The following is a 24,783-nucleotide window of genomic DNA, read 5'->3' as shown; positions in this document are numbered from 1 at the left end:
AATATTATGTGTACCATCCTACTCAAAAGATTTTGAAAAATTAAACAGAAATGCAAATAAATAACCAAAGTCGTGATGTATTCTATGTTTCTGACGGTACGGCGATAACATGTGAGACATTAGGGCATGTTGTTCTCGGTCAATTTCCGTTCATTCCTAACGAAAAAACCTTTCCGTTTGTAGAAAGCCAGGACAAAGCTACTGACGTAGTCAAAGAAATTGAAACTTCCTACCAGCGCAATGGCGTCAAACCTCTGGTCTTTTTCTCAATTGTCGTTCCAGAAGTACGTGAAATGCTGCTTGAAGCGCCGGCATACAGTTACGATGTGTTGGAGAGTATTGTGCAGAAAGTGCAAGACGACATTCAGATGGCACCAAAGCCTAAGTTGCAGCGTTCTCGCAGTGTGGGGAAAGATTCCGACACCTATTTTGACCGTATTGCGGCTATTGAATACACATTGGCGCATGATGATGGCATCACGCTAAAAGGGTTGGAACAAGCCGATATTATCCTGCTGGGAGTATCGCGCAGCGGAAAAACGCCGACTAGCTTGTACATGGCGATGCAATTTGGTTTACGTGTTGTGAACTATCCGTTCATTGCGGAAGATGTGAAGATGATGCGTTTGTTGCCTGAATTTGAGATCCATCGTCATAAGTTGTTTGGGCTGACGATCGATCCCGAGCGCTTGACTGAAATCCGTGAGAATCGTTTGTCTGGAAGTGATTACGCTAGCACAGAGCAGTGCAAGCTGGAGCTAGACACTGTTGAGGCGTTGTTTAGAAGAGAGGCGATCCCATATATCAATACGTCCTCTCTGTCTGTTGAGGAAATTACTACGCGTATTCTGGAAAAAGCAGGAATGAAGCGTCGCTTGTTTGGCTAACAAGAGACGCTCATGTCGCTATGTGTAAGAGGAGGTAAGGTGTGTACCTCCTCTATCGAATGAACCTTAGACAGAATTAATAGTATTGGAACATCTTTTGGATGTCTTGATAGTTTTTGGTCTGAGTCAGTGACAGCATCAGTAAGATACGTGCTTTTTGTGGGTTCAATGTACCAGCGGCAACAAAGCCGTATTTTTCGTCATCAATTTCAGCATCCAAAGTGGTTGAGCCGCTAGGCGTTCGGGAGCTTCTTACAACAACAACGCCATCTTTACTCGCTTTCTCTAGCTCATCAAACACAGTGTGGTACAAGTTACCATTACCGACACCAGCACTTACGATGCCGTCAAACTTCGCATCCACAAAGGCTTTCACTGGCAAATTGGAGGCATTTGCATAGTTATAAACAATACCGACCTTAGGCAACTTAGTAAGCTTTGATACATCGAATGGGGTTTCTGTCGTATGTTTACGCTCTGGGCTTCGTTGATATTTGGCATCGCTATTATGAATGTAGCCGATAGCACCAAAGTTGGGTGACTGGAAAGTGCTGACGGAGGTTGTATTGGTTTTTGTCACATCTCGCGCATCGAAAATCGTGTCATTCATTGCGACTAGCACGCCACGTCCTTCTGAATCTTCATCGGTGGCTGTTACGACTGCATTGTATAAGTTGACTGGTCCATCAGCACTCATTGCGGTGGAAGGACGCATTGCACCGACGATCACGACAGGCTTTTTGCTCTTGACGGTCAGATCAAGGAAGTAAGCGGTTTCCTCTAACGTATCCGTACCATGAGTAATGACGATGCCGTCAACATCATCTTGATCGAGTAGCTCATTAACTCTTTTCGATAATTTTAGCCACACTTCATCATTCATATCTTGTGAACCGATACTGACCACTTGCTCTCCAGAAATATCGGCAATGTTGGTCATACTCGGCACCGCAGAAATCAATGATTCAACGCCGACTTTACCTGCTGTGTAGTTTGACTCTGTTGCAGATTGACCTGCGCCTGCTATGGTGCCGCCAGTGGCAAGAATTTTAATGTTCGGAAGATCGGATTGCGCGAAAGACAAAGAACTAAGGCACAAACCAAGGGTTATCGTACTGAGGCGGAAAAGATTTTTCGTCATGGGAATCACCTGCTGTTAGGTTGGATGTTGGGGAACTCATCTATCCTAAAAACAGCGGGTTAGATTTTTTGAGTACTAGTTCAACAAATTGCAGATGAAGATCGTGATCAACTAATCACTTAAAGAATATCAAATCAACCAGTTAACCTAATTGACGTGCTTCTTTAACAAGTGAGATGTGCTAGTAACGTGCACAACGTGTTAAGTCCTATAATTTATTGATTTATAAATAAAGGAGGTAGGAGTCTCGTGATGAGGTTATTAAACATGAATTTAGCCGTGCAATTTTCCAAAGTTTACAGTGTAAAAAAAAGCGGCTTTACCCCGGAACAGATAAAAGCCGCTTGCCAATGATGTGTTAATTCACATCTTATCGCATAATCATTTGTTCACGACCAGGACCCACAGACACCATTTTTACTGGTACGCCCATGAGTTCCTCAATGCGTAGAACGTATTTCTGTGCTGCTACTGGAAGCTCTTCAAACTTACGACAACCTGTGATGTCCTCGCTCCAGCTTTCCATCTTCTCGTAGATTGGCGCAAGAGAGGCAGTTTGAGGCCAGATTGGGTTTTCGCTGTGGTCGCCTTCGTAGCCAACACAGATTTTCAGATCGTTAAGGCCAGTCAAACAGTCTACTTTCGTTAGTGCAATTTCAGTTGCTGCTTGCAGTTCAACGCCATTTTTCGTAGCGACTGCGTCGAAGTAGCCCATGTCGCGTGGACGACCCGTAGTTGCACCGAACTCGCCAGCAAGTTCGCGGAAAGCGTCTTGCTCTTCCATTGCAGTGATCAACGTACCAGTACCCACTGATGAGCTGAAGGCTTTTGCAACCGCAATAACGCGTTCAGGACGCAGTGCCGGAAGGCCACTACCGATACCCGCGTACATTGATACAACGTTAGAAGATGTTGTCCAAGGGTACTCACCGTAAACAAGGTCACGACCCGCGCCAAGCTGCGCTTCGAACAATAGAGTTTTGTCTTTCGCTTGTAGTTCTTTTAGAGGAAGCGTTACGTTGCAAATTGAATCGCGCCAAGGTGCAGAGACTTCTAGCAGCCAGTTCGCCAGTTCTTCAGCGGTTTGTTCAAACTCGAACGTCGGGTAAAGTGCACGCAGTTGCGGCAGTTTCCAATCCATCATGAATTGAAGGCGTTCAACCAATACTTCTGGTTGCTTCAACCAACCAACTAGGATGCCTTTCTTCATTACGCGGTCACCGTAAGCAGGTGCAATACCTTGACGAGTTGAACCGTATGCTTTGTCGCCTAAACGTTGTTCTTCTAGCGTATCTTCTAGTGCGTGTAGCGGTAGACACAGTGTTGCGCGATCAGAGATGCACATATTCACTTTTACGCCTGCTTCTTCAACTTCCGCAATCTCCTGAGACAGCAACGCAGGGCTGATAACCATACCCGGACCTAACACTGCCAAACAGTCTGGGTTGAATACGCCACTTGGTAGCTGGTGCAGCTTAAACGTACCTAGATCGTTAACCACGGTGTGACCCGCGTTGTTACCACCTTGGAAACGAATGCTCGCAGAAGCTTGCTCTGCCAAAAAGTCAACGATGCGGCCTTTGCCTTCATCACCCCAGTTTGCACCCACAACAACGATAGACGACATAATTTAATCTCCAAAAACAGATGCAAAAATCTTAAGGTGTTCGCCATAATAAGAGAAATTAATTATACTCATTAACTTGATAAGAATCTCATATCGGAATTGGCAATGTTAGATTTGAACTGGCTGCGAACCTTCGTAACTCTTGCAGAGGTAAAACACTTTGGTAAAACAGCGACGGAACTCCACATGACACAGCCGAACGTAAGTTTGCATATCAAGCAGCTGGAGCAAGCCACGCGCACGAAATTGATTGAGCGAAATCCTGTGCAGTTGACGCAAGCGGGGAAGCGTTTGTTAGCTACGGCGCAGCGGATGCTTAATGAGCTGCAAATTTGTCAGTCGGATCTCAATGCCATCAACGATCTTACGCAGGGGACGCTTTCTATTGCGGCGAGCGATATTGTTTCACGTTTACTGCTTATCAAACCATTTCAGCAATTCAAAAGTGAATATCCGGGGATCGACTTGGCATTGTTCAATACCACATCTTCTCAAGCGGTGGATTTGGTGAAAAGTGCGCGTGCCGATATCGGCTTTGTTATCGCACAAAAAGAGAGTCAACCGCTGCATTTTACGCCTCTCACGCAAATTCACTGGTGTGCGTTTGGCGATAACATTTTTGAGTGGCAAGACAATCGAAAAGAGAGCCAGACGCTGATCCTGCTAGGGCACGATACTCGAACCCGAGAGCTGATTGATGCGTCTTTACCTGAACTAAATCTGCCTAAGCATCGCGTGATGGAAGTGGGCAGTGTGGAAGCACAAATCGACTGGGCGGAAGCGGGGTTTGGGACTGCTATTGTGCCGGATTTTTCGCTCGATCCGAGATTAAAGCTTTCTCGAGAAGTTACGCCTTTGCCAAGTTTTCCAAACACTGATTTCGGCTACATCGTGCGTCAAAATCAGGTGTTATCCAAAGCGGCAAAACAGTTGTTGGCTTGGGTTGGCGAGAATGTGTCGGTGGTTGAGGGCTAAGGCGATGAAAGAAAAGGCCATGAAAGAGACGAAGATTACGATTTCGCTCCCATCCTTGATTCACCGTATTGGGGGCGACCATGCCAAGCGAGCGAAAACACTCGCAGCAGAAAAACAGTGCGATCTTAAGCGAATTAGACGATCTCGTCATTGGCAAATCTCAGGCGAGGCTTTGGATGTAAAAGCGTTTTTAGAGCATCTCAAAAACGAAGAAGCAGAGACGATGCGATTTGCGATCAACAAGATCGAACAAGCTCTACTTGCTCACCAAGACAAATTGGAACCTTTGGACGTGAAGTTGATACGTTTGGTGAGACAAAACCCAAACATCACCTTAGCGGAGCTGATGGCTGAAACGAACTGCACGTTAGTTCAAGCTCGCACGGCACGATTTGATGCTGAGTTGCTTTAAGATCGGTTTGTGGTTTACTCACTTTATTAACAGATGTTAGGGTACCGATCAAAATCACTCACTAAGACCATTTTATTATGGATATTTGGCAGCTTCTCCTTTTTATCCCTGCTTGCTTTGCTCTAAATATGGCTCCAGGCCCAAACAATTTATTGGCAATGAATAATGCTCGTTGTTACGGCTTTAGGGCCGCGTTTACGGCCAGTTTAGGCAGAATTGCTGCTTTTTCAGCGATGATTGCGTTGTCTGCATCAGGTCTGGCTGTGATTTTGTATACGTCAGAAATGCTATTTTTGGCAATAAAGCTGGTAGGGGCGCTGTATCTACTGTGGATTGCGTTCAACCTTTGGCGTTCAGAGTCCAGCCCGATCTCTGACTTGGACAATTCGCGCAATTACGCAGGACTTGCGAAGCAAGAATTTACGCTTGCTGCTGGCAACCCGAAAGCGATACTTATTTTTACTGCATTCTTGCCGCAATTTGTTGATGCCAATGCCAACGTTCAAGAGCAGTTTTTTGCCCTTGGCTCCACGTTTTTGATATTAGAAATGGTCGCCATTTCAATCTATGCCATCTTTGGTTTGTACTTGAGACACTGGTTTTCAAATCCAAAAATGGCGAAACGTTTCAATCGCGGATGTTCGTTGTTTTTAGCAGCATCAGGTGCGAATTTGCTACTAAGTAAGCAATAACAACACATCATCTCTGTAGATTATTTTTCTATAAAAAGAGCCGCTGATGTTACATCAGCGGCTCTTTTCGTTGATGCATCGATTATTTATTGTTACCACATCAAATCGTCAGGCACGACGAAATCTGCGTATGGATCGTCTTCTGCTGGAATGTCCGATTCAGGTTCTTTTTGTTCGATGATGACGGACTCATCACGTTGAGCAATTTTATTCGCTACTCCACGTGGAATGACAACATAGCTTTCACCAACAATTGCGATTGCCAAAATACCTTTGATCAACTGCTCGCGGATAAGTGAATCTACATAAAGTGATTTCACTAGCGTACCGTGAGTGAAGTTGTATTTGATGTCGCCATCTTTTAAGTCGATCTTGTTCATCTCAATCAATTGATTGATCTGCGCTTTGATCTCTTTATTTAATCGCTCAGCATTTTGTTGTTCGCTCAATTGTTTATCACGCTCTAACTGTTGGCGTTTATTCTCTTCAACCGCCGCTTTTACTTCGCGTGCTTGAACGCGTGATTTTTTAGAGCCTTTCTTCGCTTTCTTTAGTTTCTTTTCATTAACTAAGCCAGCTTTCAGCATTTGTTCTTGAAGGGTAAGTTTTGCCATGTTTTATCCAGTTAGTGCGCAATTTTGGGCATTTTACCCACTATTGCCACTTGTAGTAAATAATAGTGCTTTCTATGGGTCTAAAATGTTTGGTTGGCTTGTTATCTCTTTAATGGAAAGTGCAAAGCGGGCCTTCTCCAAAGCCCGCGAGCGTTACTGAAATCTAGGTGGGTTATGGCTGCCACTGTTTAGATGTGACGAGGTTATCCATCACTTTGTTTACCGCTTGATGCGCTTTGTCGACAATGGTGTCTATATCGTTACGATTCGCGATAAGCGGTGGAGCAAAACCGAGGATGTCACCATGTGGCATAGCGCGAGCGATTAAGCCTTGCTCTAAACAGGCCGCCGCGATTTGCGGGCCTACTTTCAAGTTTGGATCAAAGTGTGCTCGGCGAAGCTTGTCTGAAGAAAACTCCAACGCATGCAACAAGCCAACGCCACGAGTATCACCGACTAATGGATGATCGTTAAACGTCTCTGCCATACGTTGCTGCAAGTAAGCGCCGACTTCGGCCGCGTTTTGCACTAAGCCTTCACGTTCAATGATATCGAGGTTGCAGTTCGCGGCTGCCGCTCCCATTGGGTGACCAGAGTAGGTATAACCGTGTCCGATAGCGCCCCATTGGTCGGTGCCGTTTTCTAGCACACTCCAAACTCGTTCACCGACGATCACGCCAGACAGCGGTTGATACGCTGAGGTTAACCCTTTCGCTACCGTGATGAGATCTGGTTTCATGTCGTAGTGCAGTGAGCCAAAATCGGAGCCGAGGCGACCAAAGCCACACACCACTTCATCCGCAATCAAGAGTACATCGTATTTGTCGAGCACTTTGCGAATCGCCTGCCAGTACCCTGCTGGTGGTGGCACAATACCGCCAGTACCGAGCACTGGTTCTGCAATCATTGCTGCTACCGTTTCTGGGCCTTCTTCCAAGATCATCGCTTCGAGTTGATCTGCGCAATATTGAGAGAATTCGAGCTCAGACATACTCTCGTCTTCACGGCGATAATAATATGGCGCGATGGTGTGTTTGATACGCTCAAGTGGTAAATCAAAATGGGCGTGGAACAGCGGCAAACCTGTCATTGAACCGGACGCGATACTTGAACCATGGTAGCCGCGGTCACGCGAAATGATTTTTTTCTTCTCTGGTAGACCACGAGCATTGTTGTAATACCATACCAACTTAAGTTGAGTTTCGTTCGCGTCGCTGCCTGACATGCCGTAGTAAACTTTGCTCATGCCTTCAGGCGCCATTTTGATGATGCGATCTGACAGTGTCACGAGCGCTTCGTTCGTATGACCGACGTACGTGTGGTAGTACGCCAGTTCTTTGGCTTGCTCATAAATCGCATCGGCCATTTCGGTCCTGCCATAGCCAATGTTTACACAATACAACCCGGCAAAGCCGTCTATCAGCTCGATGCCTTCTGAATCGGTGATGCGTATTCCGCTTCCGCTCGAGATAATTCTTCCCGGAAGCTCCCCGGCCGCATACTGCTTCAGGTGGGTTGAGGCATGAAATACTCTCTGACGATCGATCTCTAAAAGTTGTTGGGTTTTGTTACTCATGATCCTTCTCCTCGAATAATTGGATATCCATATTTCGTGCCTCAACTGCCACTGACGGTTGGTAAAGCGCCTAAGCAGCAGTATTTGATTTCACTGTATTCTTCAAATCCGTGACGGCTTCCTTCTCGTCCAAGACCAGACTGTTTCACGCCGCCGAATGGGATAGGGTGCCCTGTCATTTTGACGGAGTTCACGCTCACCATGCCAAACTCCAAACCGCGCATGCAGTGCCAAATTTGGTGAATATCGTGACCATAAACATAGGCAGCTAAGCCGTACTCAGTGTCGTTGCTCATTTCAATCACGGTATCTAAGTCTTGGTAAGGCAATACGCCTGCCACAGGACAAAAATTCTCTTCGCGATACACCGCCATTTCAGGGGTTACATCGGCTAGCAATGTCGGCGCGAAGAAGTTTTCGCCTGGTACGGGCTGGTGGTATCCCGCTACCAATCGCGCGCCTTTGTCGAGCGCGTCACGCACCAAATCATGCGCTTTATCCACCGCAGTGCGATTAATAAGCGGTCCCATGGTGGTTTTTTCGTCTAAGCCATTGCCCAAAACGATGTGGCTCATTTCTTTGGCAAACGCTTCCAAAAACGCTTCGTACTTATCGTCAGGGACGAAAATACGGTTTGCGGCCAAGCAGTCTTGTCCTGCGGTTTGAAACTTCGCATCCACGGCGGCTTTGGCTGCTTGCTCGACATCCATATCTGGCAGCACGATGAAAGGGGCGTTACCACCGAGCTCCATACTGCACTTCTTCACGGTTTGTGCCGCGTCGCGTAGCAACAGTTTGCCTACTCGAGTTGAGCCTGTGAACGAGAGCGCTTTGACTTTATCGGAGTGGCACAAGGTTTGTGACACCATCACCGCATCGCCAGTGATCACGTTAAATACACCAGATGGAAAGCCAGCTCGGTCTGCTAATTCTGCCAACGCTAACGCAGAAAAAGGCGTTTCACTGGCAGGCTTAATGAGCACCGGACAGCCTATTGCTAGTGCGGCAGCGGCTTTGCGTGTGATCATGGCATTAGGAAAGTTCCAAGGCGTAATCAGTGCTGCGACACCAATTGGCTCGCGCACCGTTGATAGCTGCGCATTCGGAATATGACTTGGGATGGTTTCGCCATAACAGCGGCGTGCTTCTTCGGCAAACCAACGAACAAAGGATGCGCCGTAGTCAATCTCACCTACAGCATCACCTAGTGTTTTTCCTTGCTCCATCACCATCAAATGAGCAAGATCTTGCTTTGATTCTAGAATCAGGTCGTGCCAACGCATGAGAATTTCAGCGCGTTCTTCTGCTTGCATTTTTCGCCATTGACGAAAGGCTTGGTCGGCTTCATCAATCGCTTGATAGAGTTGTTGCTGAGATAGCTTGGTAATGTAGCCGATGACAGTACCATCCGCTGGATTATCCACCGGATGAAATTGGTCACCAGTTACCCATTTGCCATTTACGTACGCTAAACCTCTCACCAAACGTACGTCTTTCATTATCGCCATCATGTCGTGCGAGGCTTTTAATTCCTCAGCATGTAAGCTGTGCAGTGCTGTCATGAGTCCTTCTCCCAGCGTCGTTGCCCATAGTTAAACTGTAATGGAGAAGTGACCGAAATAATTTCTGATGCCGAGGTTTAAACCATCAAAAATTTCTTTTCCACACCGTTAGATATGGTGATTTTTCTGGTCGTCTTTTAAGCGTGTTTTCCCTTTTAGAACAAGGCGTTTTGGTTCACTTCTAATGTGCCTGCATCACGTTTGATTGTTTTCGTCACGATGTAAGTAAAGTAGCGCTCAATGCCCACTTCTGACTCTAACCAGTTGTCGATAAGCCGCTGATATTGATCAATATCTTCCGACTGAATTTTGAGGATGTAATCGACACCGCCGCCTGTGGCATAACAATCAGTGACTTCTGGTGAGTGTTGAACCAGTTGCTCGAAACGTTTGAACGCTTGGGCGCTGTGCTCTTTGAGCGTAACTTCAACCATGACCGACGTTCGTTTGAACAAAACATCGGTATTTACTTTTGCCCCGTAGCCTTCAATGATGCCTGCTTCTTCCAGTTTTTTGACACGCTCCCAGCAAGGGCTCACGGATAGGTTAATGGCCTCGGCAAGGTGAGATTTTGTAATACGGCCATTGTCATGAAGTATTTGTAGAATTTTTACGTCGTAGCGATCGAGGCGCATTATGAGTCTCCCTGTTGAATACTAATCATTTCATGAAAGGCTGATGACTGGTCGCTGTTAGCTGATGACTGGTCGCTGTTATAAGGTGCTTTCCAGTTTGCTTCTGGTATGCCATTTGTTTTGATTTCTTTAGTTGGCTTTTCAATCAGCCTATCTCGCCGCAGTCTTCGGCTATAACTGCGATAGTGTCACCGATATTCACCATAGCAGGAAAACGACGTGCCGCGAAAATACCATTGCGCTGTGACTTGTACTCAACGGGGGCGGTACCTGTGCGCTCGGTCGAGAAGATTCTCACTAATACATCGCCCTTTTTGACGGTATCGCCAAGATCAAATAAGTATTCTGTGATGCCGTGGTGTTGGCTTTGCACATAACAACTTGCATCAGGCATATCTAATAACTTAGTTGGTTGGGTTGGTTGTTCGTAGTCACCGGGCAAGTTGCCTGAGAAGCGTAAGAAGTTGCGAATGCCACGGTCGGAATAAGCGATGGTTTCTGGAGTGCTGGTTCCGCCTCCTCTTAGTTCGGTGGTAACAAAGATTTTTCCCTGAGACTCCACGGCAGTGTCATACAGGCTGGTGGCGTCCATTTCGAGCAAGATCATGGTGTAAGGTGCGCCAAACAGTTTTGCACCTAATATGCAGGCTTCTTCTTGATCGAGATTGTCGAGACGATGGGCAGCGGCGAACGGCACGATATCTAACGTTTTACCACCTGAGTGAATGTCTAACGCAAAATCGCACTTAGGAACTAGGTAACGAGTAAAATAATCCGCAATTTTCTCGGTCACTGTGCCTATGGGGTTGCCGGGAAAGCTGCGATTTAAATTCCCCTTATCGATAAACGACGTACGTGAGGCATTTTGTACCGCAGGTAAGTTCATCATGGGTACAATAATGACACGACCTTGGATTTGATCTGCCTGAAGCGAGTTCGTCAATTTTAGCAGGCTGGTGATGCCTTCGTATTCGTCTCCGTGATTACCGCCAGTAAGCAGTGCGGTTGGTCCGTGACCATTTTTGATCACGGTGATAGGTATCATAATACTGCCCCAGGCGGAGTCGTCATGTGAATAGGGCAGCGTTAAAAAGCCGTGCTGTACACCTTCTCGGTCAAAGTCTATGGTGGCTGTGATCGAGCTTTTTTGCATATCAAGTCCTTTTAGTTCTCAGACCTAGCTCAACAGAGCTTGAGGTTTGAAAAATTAGTGTTTAACAAATAAGTGGCGTGGAAAGTCACACAATGTTTTTGCTCCATCATGGGTAATGACGATACTTTCCGTTGTTTCTAACCCCCAATCTTTGAACCACAGCCCTGGCATAAAATGGAATGTCATGCCTTCTCTCAAGATGGTTTTATCGGTGTCTCGCAAACTCATGGTTCGTTCCCCCCAATCTGGCGGGTAGCTCAAACCTATTGGATAGCCACAACGGGCGCCTTCGCGTGAGAATCCCGCTTTATCGAGAACCTGGTTTAGTGCATTGGCGATGTCGGCGCAGGTATTTCCGGGCTTTGCCACTTTTAGGCCTGCTTCAAGTCCTAAAGTTAGGGCTTCGTCGGCTCGTTTAAACTTGTCGTCAGGCTCGCCAAGAAAAATAGTGCGAGAGAGTGGACAATGGTAACGGCGGTGCGCCCCTGCAATTTCAAAAAACGTCCCTTCGCCTTTCTTGAAGGGTCTGTCATCCCAAGTCAGGTGAGGTGCGGAAGCATCAGAACCTGATGGCAAAAGCGGCACAATCGCGGTGTAATCGCCAAAGTGGTCTTCATGCCCGAGCACTGCTTGACGGTTAATCTCGGCAACAAGGTGGTGTTTCGGTAATCCTGGTTCAATCATGTCGAACGCGACACGGTGCATGTTTTCAACAATGCGAGCGGCACGGTACATGTATGCCAGTTCTTGATCGGATTTAACGGCGCGGCACCAGTTGACTAGTCCGGTTGCATCGAGAAGTTGAGCATTCGGTAGGTGCGTAGTGAGTGATTCGTAAGCGGTGGCGCTAAAGTAATAGTTATCTTTTTCTACACCGATACGACCACGATCCCAAAGGCGCGGAGCCAGTACGGCTTCGACCAGGAAATCCATCGGGTGTAGCGGCGGATTCATTACATAATGGTCTGGATAGTAGGTGATGTTTTCTGCCGACATATACGCAGTCCTGTATGCTCCGTTGGCATCTTGGCAGCGTCCAAACCAAACTGGCTCATCAGATGGACCAACAACGACACATTGTGGCACGTAAAAAGACCACCCATCATAGCCTGTCAGCCACGCCATGTTAGAAGGGTCATGAATGATAAGGACATCCAATTCTCTTTCTTCCATCGATTGCCGAACTTTCGTTAACCGATCCTGGAACTCATCCAGTGTAAAGTGCAAAGCAACGCCTCTCATATTTTCTCCTTGTTAGAAATCCGACGCCTTATGGGCCTTCGGAGACGCTGAGGTATTTCTACCTTCTACCAGCTAGCCAGATCTGCGTTAAAAATGATTGCAATTTACCTCTGGGGTTGTATTTGGATTAAACGATGCTGTTTAACATGTTTGTTTAACCCATACATTTCATGTCAATCATTACAATTGTGGTTTATTTTTGTGCATTTCACCTCGTTTTGTGAGTTAAAGTTCGCCATTTGTTAAATGGAAGTTACAATGAGCGTTAAAAATGAATCAATTAAAATATTGTGTCATGACAATTTCTTTGAACCCGATCATTCGGCCAGGCACCGCTAAATACATCTCCATTGGTAACTATCTTGTCGAATGTGTCCGCAGTGGTTATCTAAAACCGGGGACTCGATTACCCACACATCGTGAGTTTGCAGAACAAATTGGCGTCAGCGTACAAACGGTGAGCCATGCATATGGTTATGCAGAGAAAAAAGGGGCGATCGAGTCTTGGGTTGGGAATGGTACTTTTGTCAAATCAGGTTTTGTGGATGAAAGTACGGACACGGAGTTCATGCTGACACAAGAGATGAAAGAAACGCCGGATGAAATTGATATGTCGATTGCACATCCAGTGGTGACCGATCGCCACATTACGCTTTTTAATCAGGCGTTAATGGAGATTGCTGGGCAAACAAACAATCGTGGTTTGATCAGTAAAGCAAAGCCGGTAACAGGTCAGCCTCATCATATTGAGTCAGGAGCACGATTTCTAAGTAGCCAAGGGCTGGATGTGGGTGCCGATCAAATATTACTCACAAATGGTGCATGCCATGGTTTAACGTTGGCTTTAAGCACAGTTGTTGAACACGGTGATTTAGTTGCTTGTGGTCACTTGGTTGATCATGGCTTGATCTCTCGCTCGAGAATGCTTGGATTTAAGTTGCAACCACTTGAAATGGATGAGTTTGGTATAACGCCGGATGCATTTGAATGGGCATGTAAACACAAACCAATCAAGGTATTGTGTTGCACACCGAGCATGGCTAACCCGACTAGTGCGCATATGGATGTTGAACGCCGAGAGGCGATAGCGAATATTGCGCAGAAATACGACATCTATGTCATTGAAGATGACGTGTATGGAGCACTAGAACCTAACCGTGTCCCACCCCTTGCCACATTGTTACCCGAACAAGCTTTCTATGTCACCAGTTTAACCAAAGTTGTAGCGCCAGGCATGCGCACTGGCTATCTGACGGTCCCACGTCATTTTTTGCAGCACGCGATTGGTCGTTTAGCGGCAACGAGTTGGTCTGCGACTCCATTACCATTTGAAGTCGCTCATTTGTGGATCGAAAACGGTACGTTAAATCGACTTATTCGCTTTCAAGTCAATGAGTTTGCTAAGCGACAGCGAATAGCAAAAGCCGCTTTAGAAGGGCATGTTTATAGCTCGCACCCGAATGGACAGCACATTTGGTTGAGACTACCCGAGCAGTGGAATAGCGATGACCTGGTTGCTTCGGCAAAGCGTTCAGGGGTGCAGATCACGGGATACAAACCGTTTGTTCTCGATACTAATCAGCCAATGCCTTACGTGCGAATCAGTTTGGGAGCAGAGACTAATCGAGGCTACATCAAACACGGGTTATCTGTGATTGCTGAAATTCTCGATACCAACCCTCCCACCTCACACTTTTTGGTCTGAGCGATAGGTTATCTATGCTTTTATCTGATGGGCTTAAACGTTTGTAACTGAGTTTTTTCTTGTCGCCATTGTCTCGGCGATTTCCCCGTCCAACGGCGAAAGTGGCGGCTGAAGACCGCAGTTTCTGCATAGCCCAGTTGCAACGCGATATCGGTAATACTCTGAATATTCTCATGCAATCGCTGTTCGGCGAAATCCTGACGCACTTGCTGCAGTAGCTGTCGATAACTCGTGCCCTGCTGCTTTAGCTTGCTTTGCAGCATTCTCGGGTGTAAATCCAATGCTCTGGCGACACGCTCCACGCTGCATTCTCCGGTTGAGAGCAGACGACCAATCATGTTTGCCGCTTGGTCACTGAGATTGTTGGGGTAACGGGTTTGCAGCTCTTTGAGGTGCTGTTGAAAATGGCGCTCTAGTGCGTCTTCATCTTGGTGGTTCTTAGCGTTAAGTAGACTCGCTTTAAGTAGGATACCGTCAAACTTGTCACCGAAACGCAGTTTGTTCTGCTGGGCAAATTCGCTCTGTTCTGCCTCGAAGCTGGCGTGTTGGGTGAGGTGTAAAGAGAAGTGGCTCGCTTCAATATCAAGAAGGCTGGCAATAAACATCGCCAGATGCGACACACTCAACTGCATCAACTGTGCGATACCGCGTTCGCTGTGCACATCAATACTGAGCGACAACCGTACCCAATCATCTTGTGGCGTCATGTTAAGAGTGACCCCTGACGAATGTAGATAGAGAAAATCATTCACCCGAGCCAAGGCATCACCGACCGTTTCCGCGCGGGAAACCAGCATTGGCAAGTCTCCCAAGCTCTGTAGGTTTTGACGCTCGGCGAGCAACACGCCAAACAGCGGTTGCTGACAACGAGCAGCCGCTTCCTCCAGCAATTCAGCCAGCCTAGGGTAGGCGAGATACGTATCGGGATTGCGAAACTGCGCCGCAGACAGCCCGACGGCAGCCATAATCTCAACCGGATTCTGCCCCAGTTCGGAAACCAAGCTATCAAATTTATCGGCAGCGCCACTTCGTACGATATACATGTCTCGATTTTTAAATGTTAACAGGTTGTAAATCGCAATGTATCAAATTTACTTCGCAAAAGGTCAAGTGAGTGTCAGTGAGTTGATCTAGGTTACATTTTGATAACAACAACGCATGGATGAGAAGCAGTATGGAACTTATCAATAAAACGGCCATTGTGACTGGGGCGGCTGGTGGAATTGGCCAAGCCATCATTGCAAAGCTGAGAGAGCAAGGAGCCAAAGTGCTTGCTGTCGATATTTCAGAACAATCACTGCAAATGTACACAAGTTTTGACTCAAAGCAGTTGGGAACCTTTGTCGCGGACGTCACCGATTACCAACAAGTTGAAGCTATGGTGAAGTGCGCGGTCGAACTATTTGGCTCACTTGACATCATGGTCAACAACGCGGGCATCGGTGCACCGAAACCTCTGCTTGACCACGACCCAATTGCCGATTTTGAGCCGATCTCTAAGGTCAACCAAAATGGCGTTTACTACGGCATTCTTGCCTCTGGAAGACAATTCCAAGCGCAAGGCACGCCGGGCGTGATCCTCAATACTTCTTCTGTTTACGCACGAATGGCGTCTGAGATGACCTTTACCTACAACGTCAGTAAAGCCGCAGTCGATATGATGACCAAATGCGCCGCATTAGAACTCGCACCATTGGGTATTCGTGTTTGCGCTGTCGCTCCGGGACGCGTTGATACTCCGATGTTAAGGCAATACGAAGAGATTGGCCTGTGGGACCACATCCGCAAAGAACAGATGCGTCAAAACTTCACACAACCAGAAGAGATTGCTGATGTGGTGGCGTTTCTGGTCAGCGAGAAAGCCAACTGTATCAACGGTTGTACCATCAGCGCATCTGACGGTTTCGAGAATTTTAAGTACCCACTTATGGGATAGGCAAGCACGCCACATTACAGCAATAGCGAGGATGTAAGTTATGTCATTACCAGAAGTTATTCAGCACCAAGATTTCTTATTAACTCTTAATACCAATGAAGAGTCGCTCATCAAAGACGCGTTACCGGGTGTTGATGTTTACCCGTTGTTTCTTGACCCAGAAAATGGTACTTGGGTGATTCGTGCCAAATTCAAACCGGGTATCACTCTGCCTAAGCACTTCCACACTGGCGTGGTGCATTTCTATACGCTGAGTGGCGCTTGGCACTACATTGAATACCCAGACCAAGTCCAAACCGCTGGTAGTTATTTGTATGAGCCAGGTGGTTCGATTCATACCTTTCACTGTCCAGAAGAGTCGGGTGGTGCAGATGGCTTTATGGTGATCCAAGGTGCGAACATTAACTTTGACGAAGAGGGTAACTTCATCAACATTATGGATGCAGGTTGGATTGAGCAAGTGGTGGTTGCCGCTGCCAAAGCGCAAGGCTTCACTGCGCGCTATATCAAACCGGGTGCGATTGCTGGCCTAAGCGATGAGCTAGCGGAGTAACCCCATGCAACAGATGAACAGTATTGTAATGCAGGATGGCCGAGTCCGCCTGCAGCAAGTCGAAATCCCCAAACCCGCTTCGGGACAAGTGTTGGTTCGCAGCCTTGCCTGTGGCATTTGTGGCTCCGACCTTCACATTACTCGACACGCGGATGAGGTATTTGATGTATTCCACCAGCTCGGGTTGATACCTGATGAATCCGGTGAGCACGCTCAAGTGATGTTGGGGCATGAGTTCTGCGCGGAAATTATCGAATACGGTGCCGATACGCAGCAAACGTTGGCTGTTGGTAGCCGAGTCACCTCAGTACCGATGTTGCTCAGTCAAAATGGCGCGGGCGTTGGTGTTACTCCGGGTACTTATGGCGCTTACTCTGAGTACTTCCTGCTTGATGAAGCGTTATTGCTACCTGTCCCAGACGAAATGCCGTCTGAGGCGGCGGCATTGACCGAACCACTGGCGGTCGGTTTGCACGCGGTCAATCGCAGTGAAATCGAAACGGAAGAAACCGCGCTGGTTGTCGGTTGCGGCCCTATAGGGCTGGCGGTGATTGCAGCGCTCAAACAACGCGGCGTCAGCAATATTCTTGCGGTCGATCTTCAGGAAGAGAAGCTGCTACTTGCTAGTGAGTTTGGCGCAAATCGATTGATCAACCCGACTAAGGAAGACGAGATCGCCGTTGGTGAGCAGTACGCGATGAACTCACGTCTGGTCATTTACGAGTGTGTTGGCAAGCATACTTTGATTGACGATTTTCTGCGCCGCGCCCCTGCCCGAACGCGAATCGTCATCTCGGGTATCCATACTACACCCGCAATCATTAACTACGCGTACGCGACGGTAAAAGAGCTCGATTTGAGATTCTCTTACTACTACCAACCGCACGAGTTTGAGCAATGCCTACAAGCGATTGCCGAACACACGTTGCCTTGGCAGAAAATGCTCACCGCCAAAGTGGGAATCGACGGTGTCGAAGACGCATTTACACAGTTAATGACGCCAAATGATCACATCAAAGTGGTGATCGAACCTTGGCGCAGCGGCGCGCTAGAAGTGATTTAACTCTTAGCCAGATTAAGCTAGCTAAAACCAATTTTAGTTTGGTGACAGCCCCAACCGTAGCAGCTAGGTTGGGGCTTTTTTTGTTAGGCTTGTTCTGCGCATTCCCGTTGCAGAGCAGGGTAATCGGTGTAGCCTCGTTCGTTTCCGCCAAACAACGTTGAGCCATCGAGTTCTGCCAACGGATGGTGATGTTGCAAGCGAGAGACTAAGTCTGGGTTTGCTACGAATGGTCGTCCGAATGCGACAAGATCCGCGTAGCCTTTCTCTAACACTTCGTCTGCTCGCTGAGGATTGTAGCGACCTGCGACAATGATAGCGTTGCGAAAGCGCTTTCTAAGTTCGATTCGAAACGTCTCGGGAATCGTTGGTGCATCGGCCCAATCGGCCTCGGACAAGTGCAAGTAGGCAATGTCGCGCTCCTGTAGCTGTTTTGATGCCTCTAGGATCGTCGGCACGATATCTGGGCAGTCCATATCTTTAAACGTAATGAATGGTGCCAATCTCACTCCAACTCGATGCGCACCAACAGCGGCGATAACTGCATCCACCACTTCGATAAGAAAACGGATACGATTTTCTCGTGAACCGCCGTAGTTGTCTGTTCGATGGTTTGAGTTGGTTCTTAAGAACTGATCGATCAGATACCCATTCCCGCCGTGGATTTCTACACCATCAAAACCCGATTCAATAGCGCGTTTGGCTGCGTTCGCGAAATCACCGACAACTCGGTTGATATCCGCTTGTGTCATTGCGCGTGGCTCAACACAATCGACCATATTGCCGTTGCCTTGTTCATCTGCAATCCAAACTTGCGTCTCTACCGGAGCGAGCGCAGATGGTGCGATAGGCTGTTCACCATTTTGGAATGTTGGGTGAGACACTCTGCCCACATGCCATAGCTGACAAAACATCGCTGCGCCTTGTAATTTGACCGCTTGGGTCACACCTTGCCAGCCCGCCACTTGCGCATCGGTGTAAACGCCAGGTGTGAACGAATAGCCTTGAGAATCGTCCGAAATTTGTGTGGCTTCGGAAATGATCAGCCCGGCAGAAGCGCGCTGTTGATAATACGTTGCCATCATCTCATTCGGGATGTTGCCCGGCTGAGTGGTGCGTGCGCGAGTCATTGGTGCCATGACAATGCGGTTTTGTAGTGACAACGCTTTCAGTTGAGCTGGTTCAAACAGCTTATTTGTTCTTTGTTTCATGATGCGCTCCTTAGATAAGTACTGGCACGTTGGTCGCTTTACGAGCGGTTGCCATCCAGTGAAGTACGGCTGGATCCCATTGCACTTCGGGCGCACTGAAAAAGCCGCGTAGAATGGAGAACATAATGGCCTGATCAACCAGTGACGTTTGCTTTTCTGAACTTAGGTTGAGCAAGGGTTTAGTTTGTTCTATCAAAGCGGCGACTTCTTTCGCAATCGCAGGTGTATCGTTAATCAAAGCTTCAAAATTTAACGCTTCGGTTTCTTTTTTTGCACGCCATGCTTGTTTAGCGGTTTCTGTTGCAAATTCCGGTAACGTCATGTTTGACCAACGCGGATACCCGACTTTTTGTAGCGGTAAAAACGCTTGTTTTTGCCAGTCTAAAACCGGTGTTGAGGGTTGGCTTTTTTCGCTGGAAGATGCCAATTCAAGGAAGTAGTTGATGATGTCTAAGCTTTCCGCCATGGCTTCACCATCGTCTTTGATCAAAAGAGGAACTTGTTTTGCGCCGATGATGTTTGTGGTGGTGCTCTCGTCGTCATAAGCAATGTTGATGACGTCGAGTTGAATATTCAGCATGCCTGCAACAAAACGGACGCGGGCGCTAAAGGGGCAATGTTCATAAATGTACAGTTTCATTTTTTGTTTCCTATCTCTTGGCTGGGCAGGGCGTGTTGTTGTGCGTTGAACAGCGTTACGGCGTTTAACTTTGCCCTGTCACATAATGTTCTGGGTCTAAACAATGTCGATAGGGTCAGTATATGGATTCGACTTAATTTGATAATTGGGTAATATCTGAATTAATTATTCAGTTTTTCCAAACAATAAGGGCGCGAAGATGGATAAGTTTTCGGATATGACGTTGTTTGTCAACATCGTTAAACATCAAGGTCTGGCAGCGGCGGGAAGGGAGTTAGGTTTGTCTCCGGCGACGGTAACGGCAAGGCTGCAAGCGATAGAAGAACGCTATGGCGTAAAGCTGCTCAACCGAAGCACACGCCACGTATCACTCACGGACGCAGGGGCAATGTACCATCAAGCTTGTCTGAACATCATTGATAGCGTGAAAGAGACGGAAAACTTACTGCAAACGGGTATTTCGCAAGTGCGCGGAACGTTGAAAATTTCAGCTCCACGAGATATTGGCAAACAAATTATTTCGCCTATGGTGTCGGCTTTTTCTGAGCAATATCCGGATGTGACGCCTTATCTTTATCTTAATGACAATTTATCGAACTTGGCTGAATCGGGGCTCGATTTAGTGATTCGTTACGGTGAGTTAGCGGACAGCAATCTCATTTCGCGCAGGCTGGCGTCGAGTCAACGCGTGCTGTGCGCATCACCTGACTATTTGTCGAAGCAAGGTGTCCCAAACTGTCCACAAGATCTCGCGGATCATCGCTGCTTAGCCATGGTGCGCAGCAATGAAGAATTAAAAACGTGGCACTTTAAAGATGAAGAGTCTCACCAATCGATCACGGTCACGCCAAAGCGATTTTCTGATGATGGTGAAGTGATTCGACAATGGGCGTTGGACGGTGCGGGGATTGCATTGAAATCGATTTTAGATATTCAGCAAGACCTCAAAAAACAACGTTTAGTAACGGTTTTGGATGGGTATATGAAAAACTTCAGCGCCTTTTCGCAAGGCGCTGAAGCGGATCTACATGTCATTTATCAAAGCCGCCAATATCAACCGAAAAGAGTTCGCCTGTTTTTGGACTTTCTAGTTGAGCAATTTAGCGCGCTGAGTGATGCCAGCAATCAGATCTAGATGCGATTCAGAGGTTTCTCGGCGGTGGCGATAAATCCCGACGGTGCCAGGGTTTGGTTCGTTTTCCATGGTTAAGCATCGTAAGCCAAAGGATTCCAAATACGGTTTGAGGTGGCCGGTATAAGACATCACCGCGACGCTTTCTTTCAGTACATCAATACTGGCGAGCAGAGAATCCACTTCGTAAGTCGGTCTGTCATCCAGTTGCTGCCTTTCGCGTTCATTTTGCTTCGGGATTGGGTTATCGATGACGTGAGCGAATTTCTTAGCGTCATAAGTGACCGAAAGAGCGGGGTATTCGTGCAGCATATCTTCGGTGACGGTTTTCCCTAGAAGTGGGTGGTTTGGGGAAACAAAATAGGCATCAACCGTTTGAAATAGTGGAATAAACGTAACATCACATTTAGACGACAAGCCGACAATCTCGTGGCCGATGAAGAATTCAATCTGTTCGCTGATTAATGAATCCATCAAGCCTAAGTGGTTGCCAAATTCGACGTGCGTAGATGCCGATGGCTGCTTGCTCAGATGTTCATTGAGTGCTTTTTTGACGAACAGCGGCCACCACGCATCGCCAGTACCCATTTTAATTTTTCCGACTTGGTATTGTTTCCGTTCATCAATGCTTTGCATCATTTGGTTGTATTCATGCTGCATCGCGTTGCTATGGCGATAGAGGATGCGTCCGTATTCGGTCAATACCATGCCATTAGGGTGACGTTCAAACAGCGTCACGCCGAGATTCTCTTCCAGCTTCTTTAAATTGCTTGTTACCGTTGGCTGGCTTAACCCTGCCATTCTTGCCGCAGCGCTGATGCTTTGGCAGCGTGCAACCAGTAAAAATTGCTGCAGAGATTTGTCCATTTTCTTTCCCCTCTAAGAACGAGGGGTATTTTGCACAATTTCATTTATAAATCACAAATCTGTAATCTCATTTGATTGAAATTATGCGCATTTCATAGATCTACATCACTGTTGGGGTTTGACGTATAGATGTTATCTATAGCTCGCTCCTGACTTCCTATTTTCCCCTCAAAAAGGTGTTCTTTAGACTGTCGCCAAAACAACAATCTAAGGGATGAACATGAAACCGAGTTTTATTGCGCTTGCTGTCGCGTCTTGTATTGGTCTTGCTGGATGTGGGTCAGATTCTTCTGATGCGCCAGTGCCGGTCGACAAACCAATTATTTCAGCCGACTTATATTTACGTGGTTTAAATGGAGATTGGGGCACGGCAGAGCATGCCAAGCTAAACTATTTGGGTAATAACGAGTACGAAACCGTACTGCGCGTCGCTCGAGGTAGTAATCAGTTCAAGATTGCTGATCCGGGTTGGCAGATCCAATACACCTACTTTGAGGAGCCCGCGGCGTTCGATAAAGCTCAGGAGTACCTGCCAAAACCAGACACGAATGAAGCGTGTATGAACGATGATTGCAACTCTGAGATCACGTTTGAAGACAAAGGGTATTACAAGTTTTCTGTGAGCTTTGCCGATGAAAGTCGCGCGACAATGACTGTGACGAAAGCAACACAAGAAGAAGCGGAAAAATACTACTCTGATGCGATTCTCGACCCTGCAATGGTGCATGAAGGGCATCAGAGCAAAGAAGTGAAACTGTTCGCCAATTACGATGACTCGAGTGATACCGTGATTTTCTCGGTGAAAGATCCTAAAGCGGAGCTACGTGAATTTGGTATTTCAACGACGACAGAGTTGCGTGATGCGCTCGACCAAGGCTTAGTGATTAATGAGCAAACAGGGCCGCGAGTGGTGTCGGGTGATGTCGCGTTTGACGCGTTGTTTGCATTGACGATGAAAGAGCTAGACCAGCTTGCCGTTTCTGAAATCAAAGACGGCAATTACAACTACAACAACCCAATCAAAGCGGAAGTTTTTGAGACGGGCGCGAAGTGGCATTACGTATGGACGCGTGATTTGGCGTACGCAGCAGACCTTTCGCTTGCATTGATGAATCCAACTCGGGTGCAAAATGGTTTGAATTTCAAATTGTCTGCTTTCCGCGACACGACCGATCAGCAATACGATGGCGAGCAGATTGTGCAAGACACGGGCACTGGCGGCAGTTGGCCAATCAGTACCGATCGCACGACTTGGGCGCTTGGTGCTGAACGCTTACTTTCGGCATTAGATGGGGAAGAGTACAACCAATTTGCTGAGCGCGCATATAACGCTATCAGTAATACACTTGAAGCCGATCGCTTGGCGGCTTTTGATGCGAAATCTGGTTTATACACTGGCGAACAATCATTCCTCGATTGGCGTGAGCAAACGTATTCAACGTGGACGCCAAACGATGTCAATACGATTGGGAGCAGCAAAGCGTTATCGACAAACGTGGTTCACTACCGCGCGATTCATCTCGCGGCTAAGTTGGCAGAGAAGTACGACTCAACCAGCGCGGTCAAATACACCGATTGGGCTGAGCAGTTAAAAACCGCTATCAACGAGCAGTTTTGGAATGCCGAACGCGGTATGTACGTAAGCTATTTGTTTGACAATGGCAAAGACATTGCGGTCGACAAATACGATATGTTGGGCGAAGCGTTGGCGATCATCAGTGGCGTGGCAAGTGATGCGCAGGCGAAACAAATCATGGCCAATTACCCACACAGTGAGTTTGGCGTGCCGGTTTACTTCCCTCAACAACCGGACGTGCCTGTGTACCATAATCGCGCAATTTGGCCATTTGTTACCGCGTACAGCTTGCGCGCCGCGCATCAAACACAAAACGTGGCTGCGGCGAACAATGCGATTCAATCGTTGGTTCGTGGCACGGCAACTAATTTATCCAACATGGAAAACTTAGAGTGGCTTTCTGGTAAGTCATTCATCATCCATAGTGATCATGGCGAAGACCAGAGCTTGGATGGCCCAGTGATTAACTCTCAGCGTCAGCTTTGGTCTGTGGGTGGCTACTTGAACATGGTGGTAGAGACCCTATTCGGCATCCATACCGAAACGGGTAAGTTGGAAGTGAAGCCATTTATCACAAGTTGGGTGCGCAATAACTTGTTGGCTCAGTCTGAACAAATCACGTTGGAAAACTTTGCCTTTAAAGGAAATAACTATTCGGTAACCATTGATTTGCCTGAAGTAAGCAAAGATGAAACGGGCTACTACCCAGTTGAAAATGTCACAATGGACGAAGAGGGGCATTTCCACGTGACACTGGGCGCGCTAGTGAACGTAGATAGCAGCATTACTTTAGTTTCTGGTGTGAAACCGTATGTGAGTGAAGATAGCCGCGTTTATTCTCCGCAAGAGCCAAAACTGGTAGTAAAAAGCGTTGATAATTCGGTTTCGATTGACGTGACGAGCAAGTACAACGTGAACTTGTATCGCAATGGCGAGCTGATTCAAAAGAACGTGATTGCTCAATCTTATTCCGATACGCCAACAGGTTTTGCTTGTTATTTGGCTGAAAGCATTAACGATAAAGGCTTCCGTTCTAACCCAAGCCAACCAGTTTGTGTCGGTGAAGAGATCCGCATCAAACTCGATGGCGAATATCAGCCACTCAAAGATAATGTCTCAGTGGTTACGGTGAGTAAAGACAGTGGCATCGTAAAAGGTGCAGAGTCGTTTACAGCCCCTGTAACGGGCACTTACCAGTTCGATGCTTGGTACAACAATAACCTAGGGCAACTTAATACTGGCATCACGAATACCGTGAAACTGTTAGAGGTATTGGATGATGCAGGTAAAGTGGTTGGTCAAGGTTACTTGCAGATGGGCCATATTGGTGAAAACCAAGGTATGCGTTACTCAACGCCAATTGAAGTAGCGTTGGAGCAGGGGAAAACCTATCAGATCGCGCTGAAGGACCACTTCAATATGAGTTACCTCAAATCGAATGAAACCTACATCTACGCTGGTGGTATTGAGGGTGAAAAGAACGAAGCGCAAATCGCAGATATTCGAATCACACCTTTAATGTAGGCTGTTTTAACAAAGCAGTGTTCTAGAAAACTGTGTTCTAAGAAAGACAAAGCCGCTGAGATT

At 47.2% G+C, this 24,783-nt stretch carries 22 protein-coding genes; 10 read left to right on the top strand and 12 right to left on the bottom strand.

All coding sequences use genetic code 11. The annotated features are described in order from the left end of the window. The first annotated feature begins 50 nt into the window (after positions 1–50). On the top strand, positions 51–887 hold the full coding sequence (locus R7Q46_RS11695; protein ID WP_005373820.1) for a pyruvate, water dikinase regulatory protein: 837 nt from the start codon (positions 51–53) through the stop codon (positions 885–887). A gap of 76 nt (positions 888–963) precedes the next feature. Here the strand turns inward: R7Q46_RS11695 and ansB are convergent, their stop codons facing one another. Continuing rightward, positions 964–2,028, bottom strand: coding sequence for an L-asparaginase 2 (gene ansB, locus R7Q46_RS11690; RefSeq protein ID WP_042523261.1), 1,065 nt, complete (start codon positions 2,026–2,028; stop codon positions 964–966). A gap of 370 nt (positions 2,029–2,398) precedes the next feature. Then, entirely contained in the window at positions 2,399–3,655 is a 1,257-nt protein-coding gene (locus R7Q46_RS11685; RefSeq protein ID WP_005373814.1) for an adenylosuccinate synthase, read from the bottom strand. Positions 3,656–3,760: 105 nt separating this feature from the next. On the opposite strand from R7Q46_RS11685, the gene R7Q46_RS11680 reads away from it, so the two are divergent. From R7Q46_RS11680 to R7Q46_RS11670, 3 genes are all read left to right on the top strand, one after another. Next, positions 3,761–4,630 carry a LysR family transcriptional regulator gene (locus tag R7Q46_RS11680; RefSeq protein WP_005373812.1) on the top strand — a complete coding sequence of 290 codons (870 nt, stop codon included), beginning with the start codon at positions 3,761–3,763 and terminating at the stop codon, positions 4,628–4,630. Between the two features lie 19 nt (positions 4,631–4,649). Beyond that, complete coding sequence (locus R7Q46_RS11675) at positions 4,650–5,042, top strand: ribosome recycling factor family protein (protein WP_017819813.1); 393 nt, start codon at positions 4,650–4,652, stop codon at positions 5,040–5,042. A gap of 77 nt (positions 5,043–5,119) precedes the next feature. Then, a complete protein-coding gene (locus R7Q46_RS11670) occupies positions 5,120–5,734 on the top strand; it encodes a LysE family translocator (protein ID WP_017633575.1) in 615 nt (204 codons plus the stop codon). A 92-nt stretch (positions 5,735–5,826) separates the two neighbouring features. Here the strand turns inward: R7Q46_RS11670 and R7Q46_RS11665 are convergent, their stop codons facing one another. The 6 genes from R7Q46_RS11665 to doeA all read right to left on the bottom strand — a co-directional run bounded on the left by R7Q46_RS11665 (position 5,827) and on the right by doeA (position 12,516). Next, positions 5,827–6,348: a DUF2058 domain-containing protein gene (locus tag R7Q46_RS11665; RefSeq protein WP_017633576.1), complete on the bottom strand. Its 522-nt coding sequence runs from the start codon at positions 6,346–6,348 to the stop codon at positions 5,827–5,829. 172 nt (positions 6,349–6,520) lie between these two features. Next, complete coding sequence (locus R7Q46_RS11660; RefSeq protein WP_053304591.1) at positions 6,521–7,924, bottom strand: aspartate aminotransferase family protein; 1,404 nt, start codon at positions 7,922–7,924, stop codon at positions 6,521–6,523. 41 nt (positions 7,925–7,965) lie between these two features. After that, positions 7,966–9,486: an NAD-dependent succinate-semialdehyde dehydrogenase gene (locus R7Q46_RS11655; protein ID WP_137282805.1), complete on the bottom strand. Its 1,521-nt coding sequence runs from the start codon at positions 9,484–9,486 to the stop codon at positions 7,966–7,968. A gap of 155 nt (positions 9,487–9,641) precedes the next feature. Next, a complete protein-coding gene (locus R7Q46_RS11650) occupies positions 9,642–10,121 on the bottom strand; it encodes an Lrp/AsnC family transcriptional regulator (protein ID WP_006741393.1) in 480 nt (159 codons plus the stop codon). 145 nt (positions 10,122–10,266) lie between these two features. After that, the gene (doeB, locus tag R7Q46_RS11645; RefSeq protein WP_005373782.1) at positions 10,267–11,274 is read right to left on the bottom strand and encodes a N(2)-acetyl-L-2,4-diaminobutanoate deacetylase DoeB; all 1,008 of its coding nucleotides are present in this window, start codon (positions 11,272–11,274) and stop codon (positions 10,267–10,269) included. Between the two features lie 54 nt (positions 11,275–11,328). Further along, the gene (gene doeA / locus R7Q46_RS11640; protein ID WP_005373780.1) at positions 11,329–12,516 is read right to left on the bottom strand and encodes an ectoine hydrolase DoeA; all 1,188 of its coding nucleotides are present in this window, start codon (positions 12,514–12,516) and stop codon (positions 11,329–11,331) included. Between the two features lie 271 nt (positions 12,517–12,787). On the opposite strand from doeA, the gene R7Q46_RS11635 reads away from it, so the two are divergent. Beyond that, positions 12,788–14,221 carry a PLP-dependent aminotransferase family protein gene (locus R7Q46_RS11635; RefSeq protein WP_137282804.1) on the top strand — a complete coding sequence of 478 codons (1,434 nt, stop codon included), beginning with the start codon at positions 12,788–12,790 and terminating at the stop codon, positions 14,219–14,221. Between the two features lie 20 nt (positions 14,222–14,241). On the opposite strand, the gene R7Q46_RS11630 is transcribed toward R7Q46_RS11635, so the two are convergent. After that, the gene (locus R7Q46_RS11630; RefSeq protein WP_318077517.1) at positions 14,242–15,264 is read right to left on the bottom strand and encodes a helix-turn-helix transcriptional regulator; all 1,023 of its coding nucleotides are present in this window, start codon (positions 15,262–15,264) and stop codon (positions 14,242–14,244) included. A 131-nt stretch (positions 15,265–15,395) separates the two neighbouring features. Between R7Q46_RS11630 and R7Q46_RS11625 the strand changes: the two genes are divergently transcribed. The 3 genes from R7Q46_RS11625 to R7Q46_RS11615 are packed head-to-tail and all read left to right on the top strand — an operon-like array spanning position 15,396 to position 17,773. Next, a complete protein-coding gene (locus R7Q46_RS11625) occupies positions 15,396–16,157 on the top strand; it encodes an SDR family oxidoreductase (RefSeq protein ID WP_318077516.1) in 762 nt (253 codons plus the stop codon). A gap of 40 nt (positions 16,158–16,197) precedes the next feature. Beyond that, positions 16,198–16,710 (top strand): 2,4'-dihydroxyacetophenone dioxygenase family protein, encoded by a 513-nt coding sequence (locus R7Q46_RS11620; protein WP_318077515.1) that lies wholly within the window; start codon positions 16,198–16,200, stop codon positions 16,708–16,710. A 4-nt stretch (positions 16,711–16,714) separates the two neighbouring features. Then, positions 16,715–17,773 carry a zinc-binding dehydrogenase gene (locus R7Q46_RS11615; protein WP_318077514.1) on the top strand — a complete coding sequence of 353 codons (1,059 nt, stop codon included), beginning with the start codon at positions 16,715–16,717 and terminating at the stop codon, positions 17,771–17,773. Positions 17,774–17,856: 83 nt separating this feature from the next. On the opposite strand, the gene R7Q46_RS11610 is transcribed toward R7Q46_RS11615, so the two are convergent. Continuing rightward, positions 17,857–18,981 carry an alkene reductase gene (locus R7Q46_RS11610; protein WP_239938755.1) on the bottom strand — a complete coding sequence of 375 codons (1,125 nt, stop codon included), beginning with the start codon at positions 18,979–18,981 and terminating at the stop codon, positions 17,857–17,859. A 10-nt stretch (positions 18,982–18,991) separates the two neighbouring features. Next, complete coding sequence (grxB, locus tag R7Q46_RS11605; RefSeq protein WP_025536479.1) at positions 18,992–19,621, bottom strand: glutaredoxin 2; 630 nt, start codon at positions 19,619–19,621, stop codon at positions 18,992–18,994. Between the two features lie 199 nt (positions 19,622–19,820). Between grxB and R7Q46_RS11600 the strand changes: the two genes are divergently transcribed. Then, positions 19,821–20,756: a LysR family transcriptional regulator gene (locus R7Q46_RS11600; protein WP_239938757.1), complete on the top strand. Its 936-nt coding sequence runs from the start codon at positions 19,821–19,823 to the stop codon at positions 20,754–20,756. Here R7Q46_RS11600 and R7Q46_RS11595 read toward each other — a convergent pair. After that, positions 20,709–21,620: a LysR family transcriptional regulator gene (locus R7Q46_RS11595; RefSeq protein ID WP_053307204.1), complete on the bottom strand. Its 912-nt coding sequence runs from the start codon at positions 21,618–21,620 to the stop codon at positions 20,709–20,711. The genes R7Q46_RS11600 and R7Q46_RS11595 overlap by 48 nt on opposite strands. A 220-nt stretch (positions 21,621–21,840) precedes the next feature. Here R7Q46_RS11595 and R7Q46_RS11590 point away from each other — a divergent pair, with 220 nt between their 5' ends. Further along, positions 21,841–24,720, top strand: coding sequence for an amylo-alpha-1,6-glucosidase (locus R7Q46_RS11590; RefSeq protein WP_248486509.1), 2,880 nt, complete (start codon positions 21,841–21,843; stop codon positions 24,718–24,720). The last annotated feature ends 63 nt before the right edge of the window (positions 24,721–24,783 follow it).

Source organism: Vibrio sp. 811, assembly GCF_033339195.1.
This window is presented reverse-complemented; position numbering and strand designations above follow the sequence as displayed.

Excerpts from the sequence above, each read along its gene's own strand:
- R7Q46_RS11695 (WP_005373820.1), top strand. The coding sequence starts at position 51 with ATGCAAATAAATAACCAAAGTCGTGATGTATTCTATGTTTCTGACGGT.
- ansB (WP_042523261.1), bottom strand. The coding sequence starts at position 2,028 with ATGACGAAAAATCTTTTCCGCCTCAGTACGATAACCCTTGGTTTGTGC.
- R7Q46_RS11685 (WP_005373814.1), bottom strand. The coding sequence starts at position 3,655 with ATGTCGTCTATCGTTGTTGTGGGTGCAAACTGGGGTGATGAAGGCAAA.
- R7Q46_RS11680 (WP_005373812.1), top strand. The coding sequence starts at position 3,761 with ATGTTAGATTTGAACTGGCTGCGAACCTTCGTAACTCTTGCAGAGGTA.
- R7Q46_RS11675 (WP_017819813.1), top strand. The coding sequence starts at position 4,650 with ATGAAAGAGACGAAGATTACGATTTCGCTCCCATCCTTGATTCACCGT.
- R7Q46_RS11670 (WP_017633575.1), top strand. The coding sequence starts at position 5,120 with ATGGATATTTGGCAGCTTCTCCTTTTTATCCCTGCTTGCTTTGCTCTA.
- R7Q46_RS11665 (WP_017633576.1), bottom strand. The coding sequence starts at position 6,348 with ATGGCAAAACTTACCCTTCAAGAACAAATGCTGAAAGCTGGCTTAGTT.
- R7Q46_RS11660 (WP_053304591.1), bottom strand. The coding sequence starts at position 7,924 with ATGAGTAACAAAACCCAACAACTTTTAGAGATCGATCGTCAGAGAGTA.
- R7Q46_RS11655 (WP_137282805.1), bottom strand. The coding sequence starts at position 9,486 with ATGACAGCACTGCACAGCTTACATGCTGAGGAATTAAAAGCCTCGCAC.
- R7Q46_RS11650 (WP_006741393.1), bottom strand. The coding sequence starts at position 10,121 with ATGCGCCTCGATCGCTACGACGTAAAAATTCTACAAATACTTCATGAC.
- doeB (WP_005373782.1), bottom strand. The coding sequence starts at position 11,274 with ATGCAAAAAAGCTCGATCACAGCCACCATAGACTTTGACCGAGAAGGT.
- doeA (WP_005373780.1), bottom strand. The coding sequence starts at position 12,516 with ATGAGAGGCGTTGCTTTGCACTTTACACTGGATGAGTTCCAGGATCGG.
- R7Q46_RS11635 (WP_137282804.1), top strand. The coding sequence starts at position 12,788 with ATGAATCAATTAAAATATTGTGTCATGACAATTTCTTTGAACCCGATC.
- R7Q46_RS11630 (WP_318077517.1), bottom strand. The coding sequence starts at position 15,264 with ATGTATATCGTACGAAGTGGCGCTGCCGATAAATTTGATAGCTTGGTT.
- R7Q46_RS11625 (WP_318077516.1), top strand. The coding sequence starts at position 15,396 with ATGGAACTTATCAATAAAACGGCCATTGTGACTGGGGCGGCTGGTGGA.
- R7Q46_RS11620 (WP_318077515.1), top strand. The coding sequence starts at position 16,198 with ATGTCATTACCAGAAGTTATTCAGCACCAAGATTTCTTATTAACTCTT.
- R7Q46_RS11615 (WP_318077514.1), top strand. The coding sequence starts at position 16,715 with ATGCAACAGATGAACAGTATTGTAATGCAGGATGGCCGAGTCCGCCTG.
- R7Q46_RS11610 (WP_239938755.1), bottom strand. The coding sequence starts at position 18,981 with ATGAAACAAAGAACAAATAAGCTGTTTGAACCAGCTCAACTGAAAGCG.
- grxB (WP_025536479.1), bottom strand. The coding sequence starts at position 19,621 with ATGAAACTGTACATTTATGAACATTGCCCCTTTAGCGCCCGCGTCCGT.
- R7Q46_RS11600 (WP_239938757.1), top strand. The coding sequence starts at position 19,821 with ATGGATAAGTTTTCGGATATGACGTTGTTTGTCAACATCGTTAAACAT.
- R7Q46_RS11595 (WP_053307204.1), bottom strand. The coding sequence starts at position 21,620 with ATGGACAAATCTCTGCAGCAATTTTTACTGGTTGCACGCTGCCAAAGC.
- R7Q46_RS11590 (WP_248486509.1), top strand. The coding sequence starts at position 21,841 with ATGAAACCGAGTTTTATTGCGCTTGCTGTCGCGTCTTGTATTGGTCTT.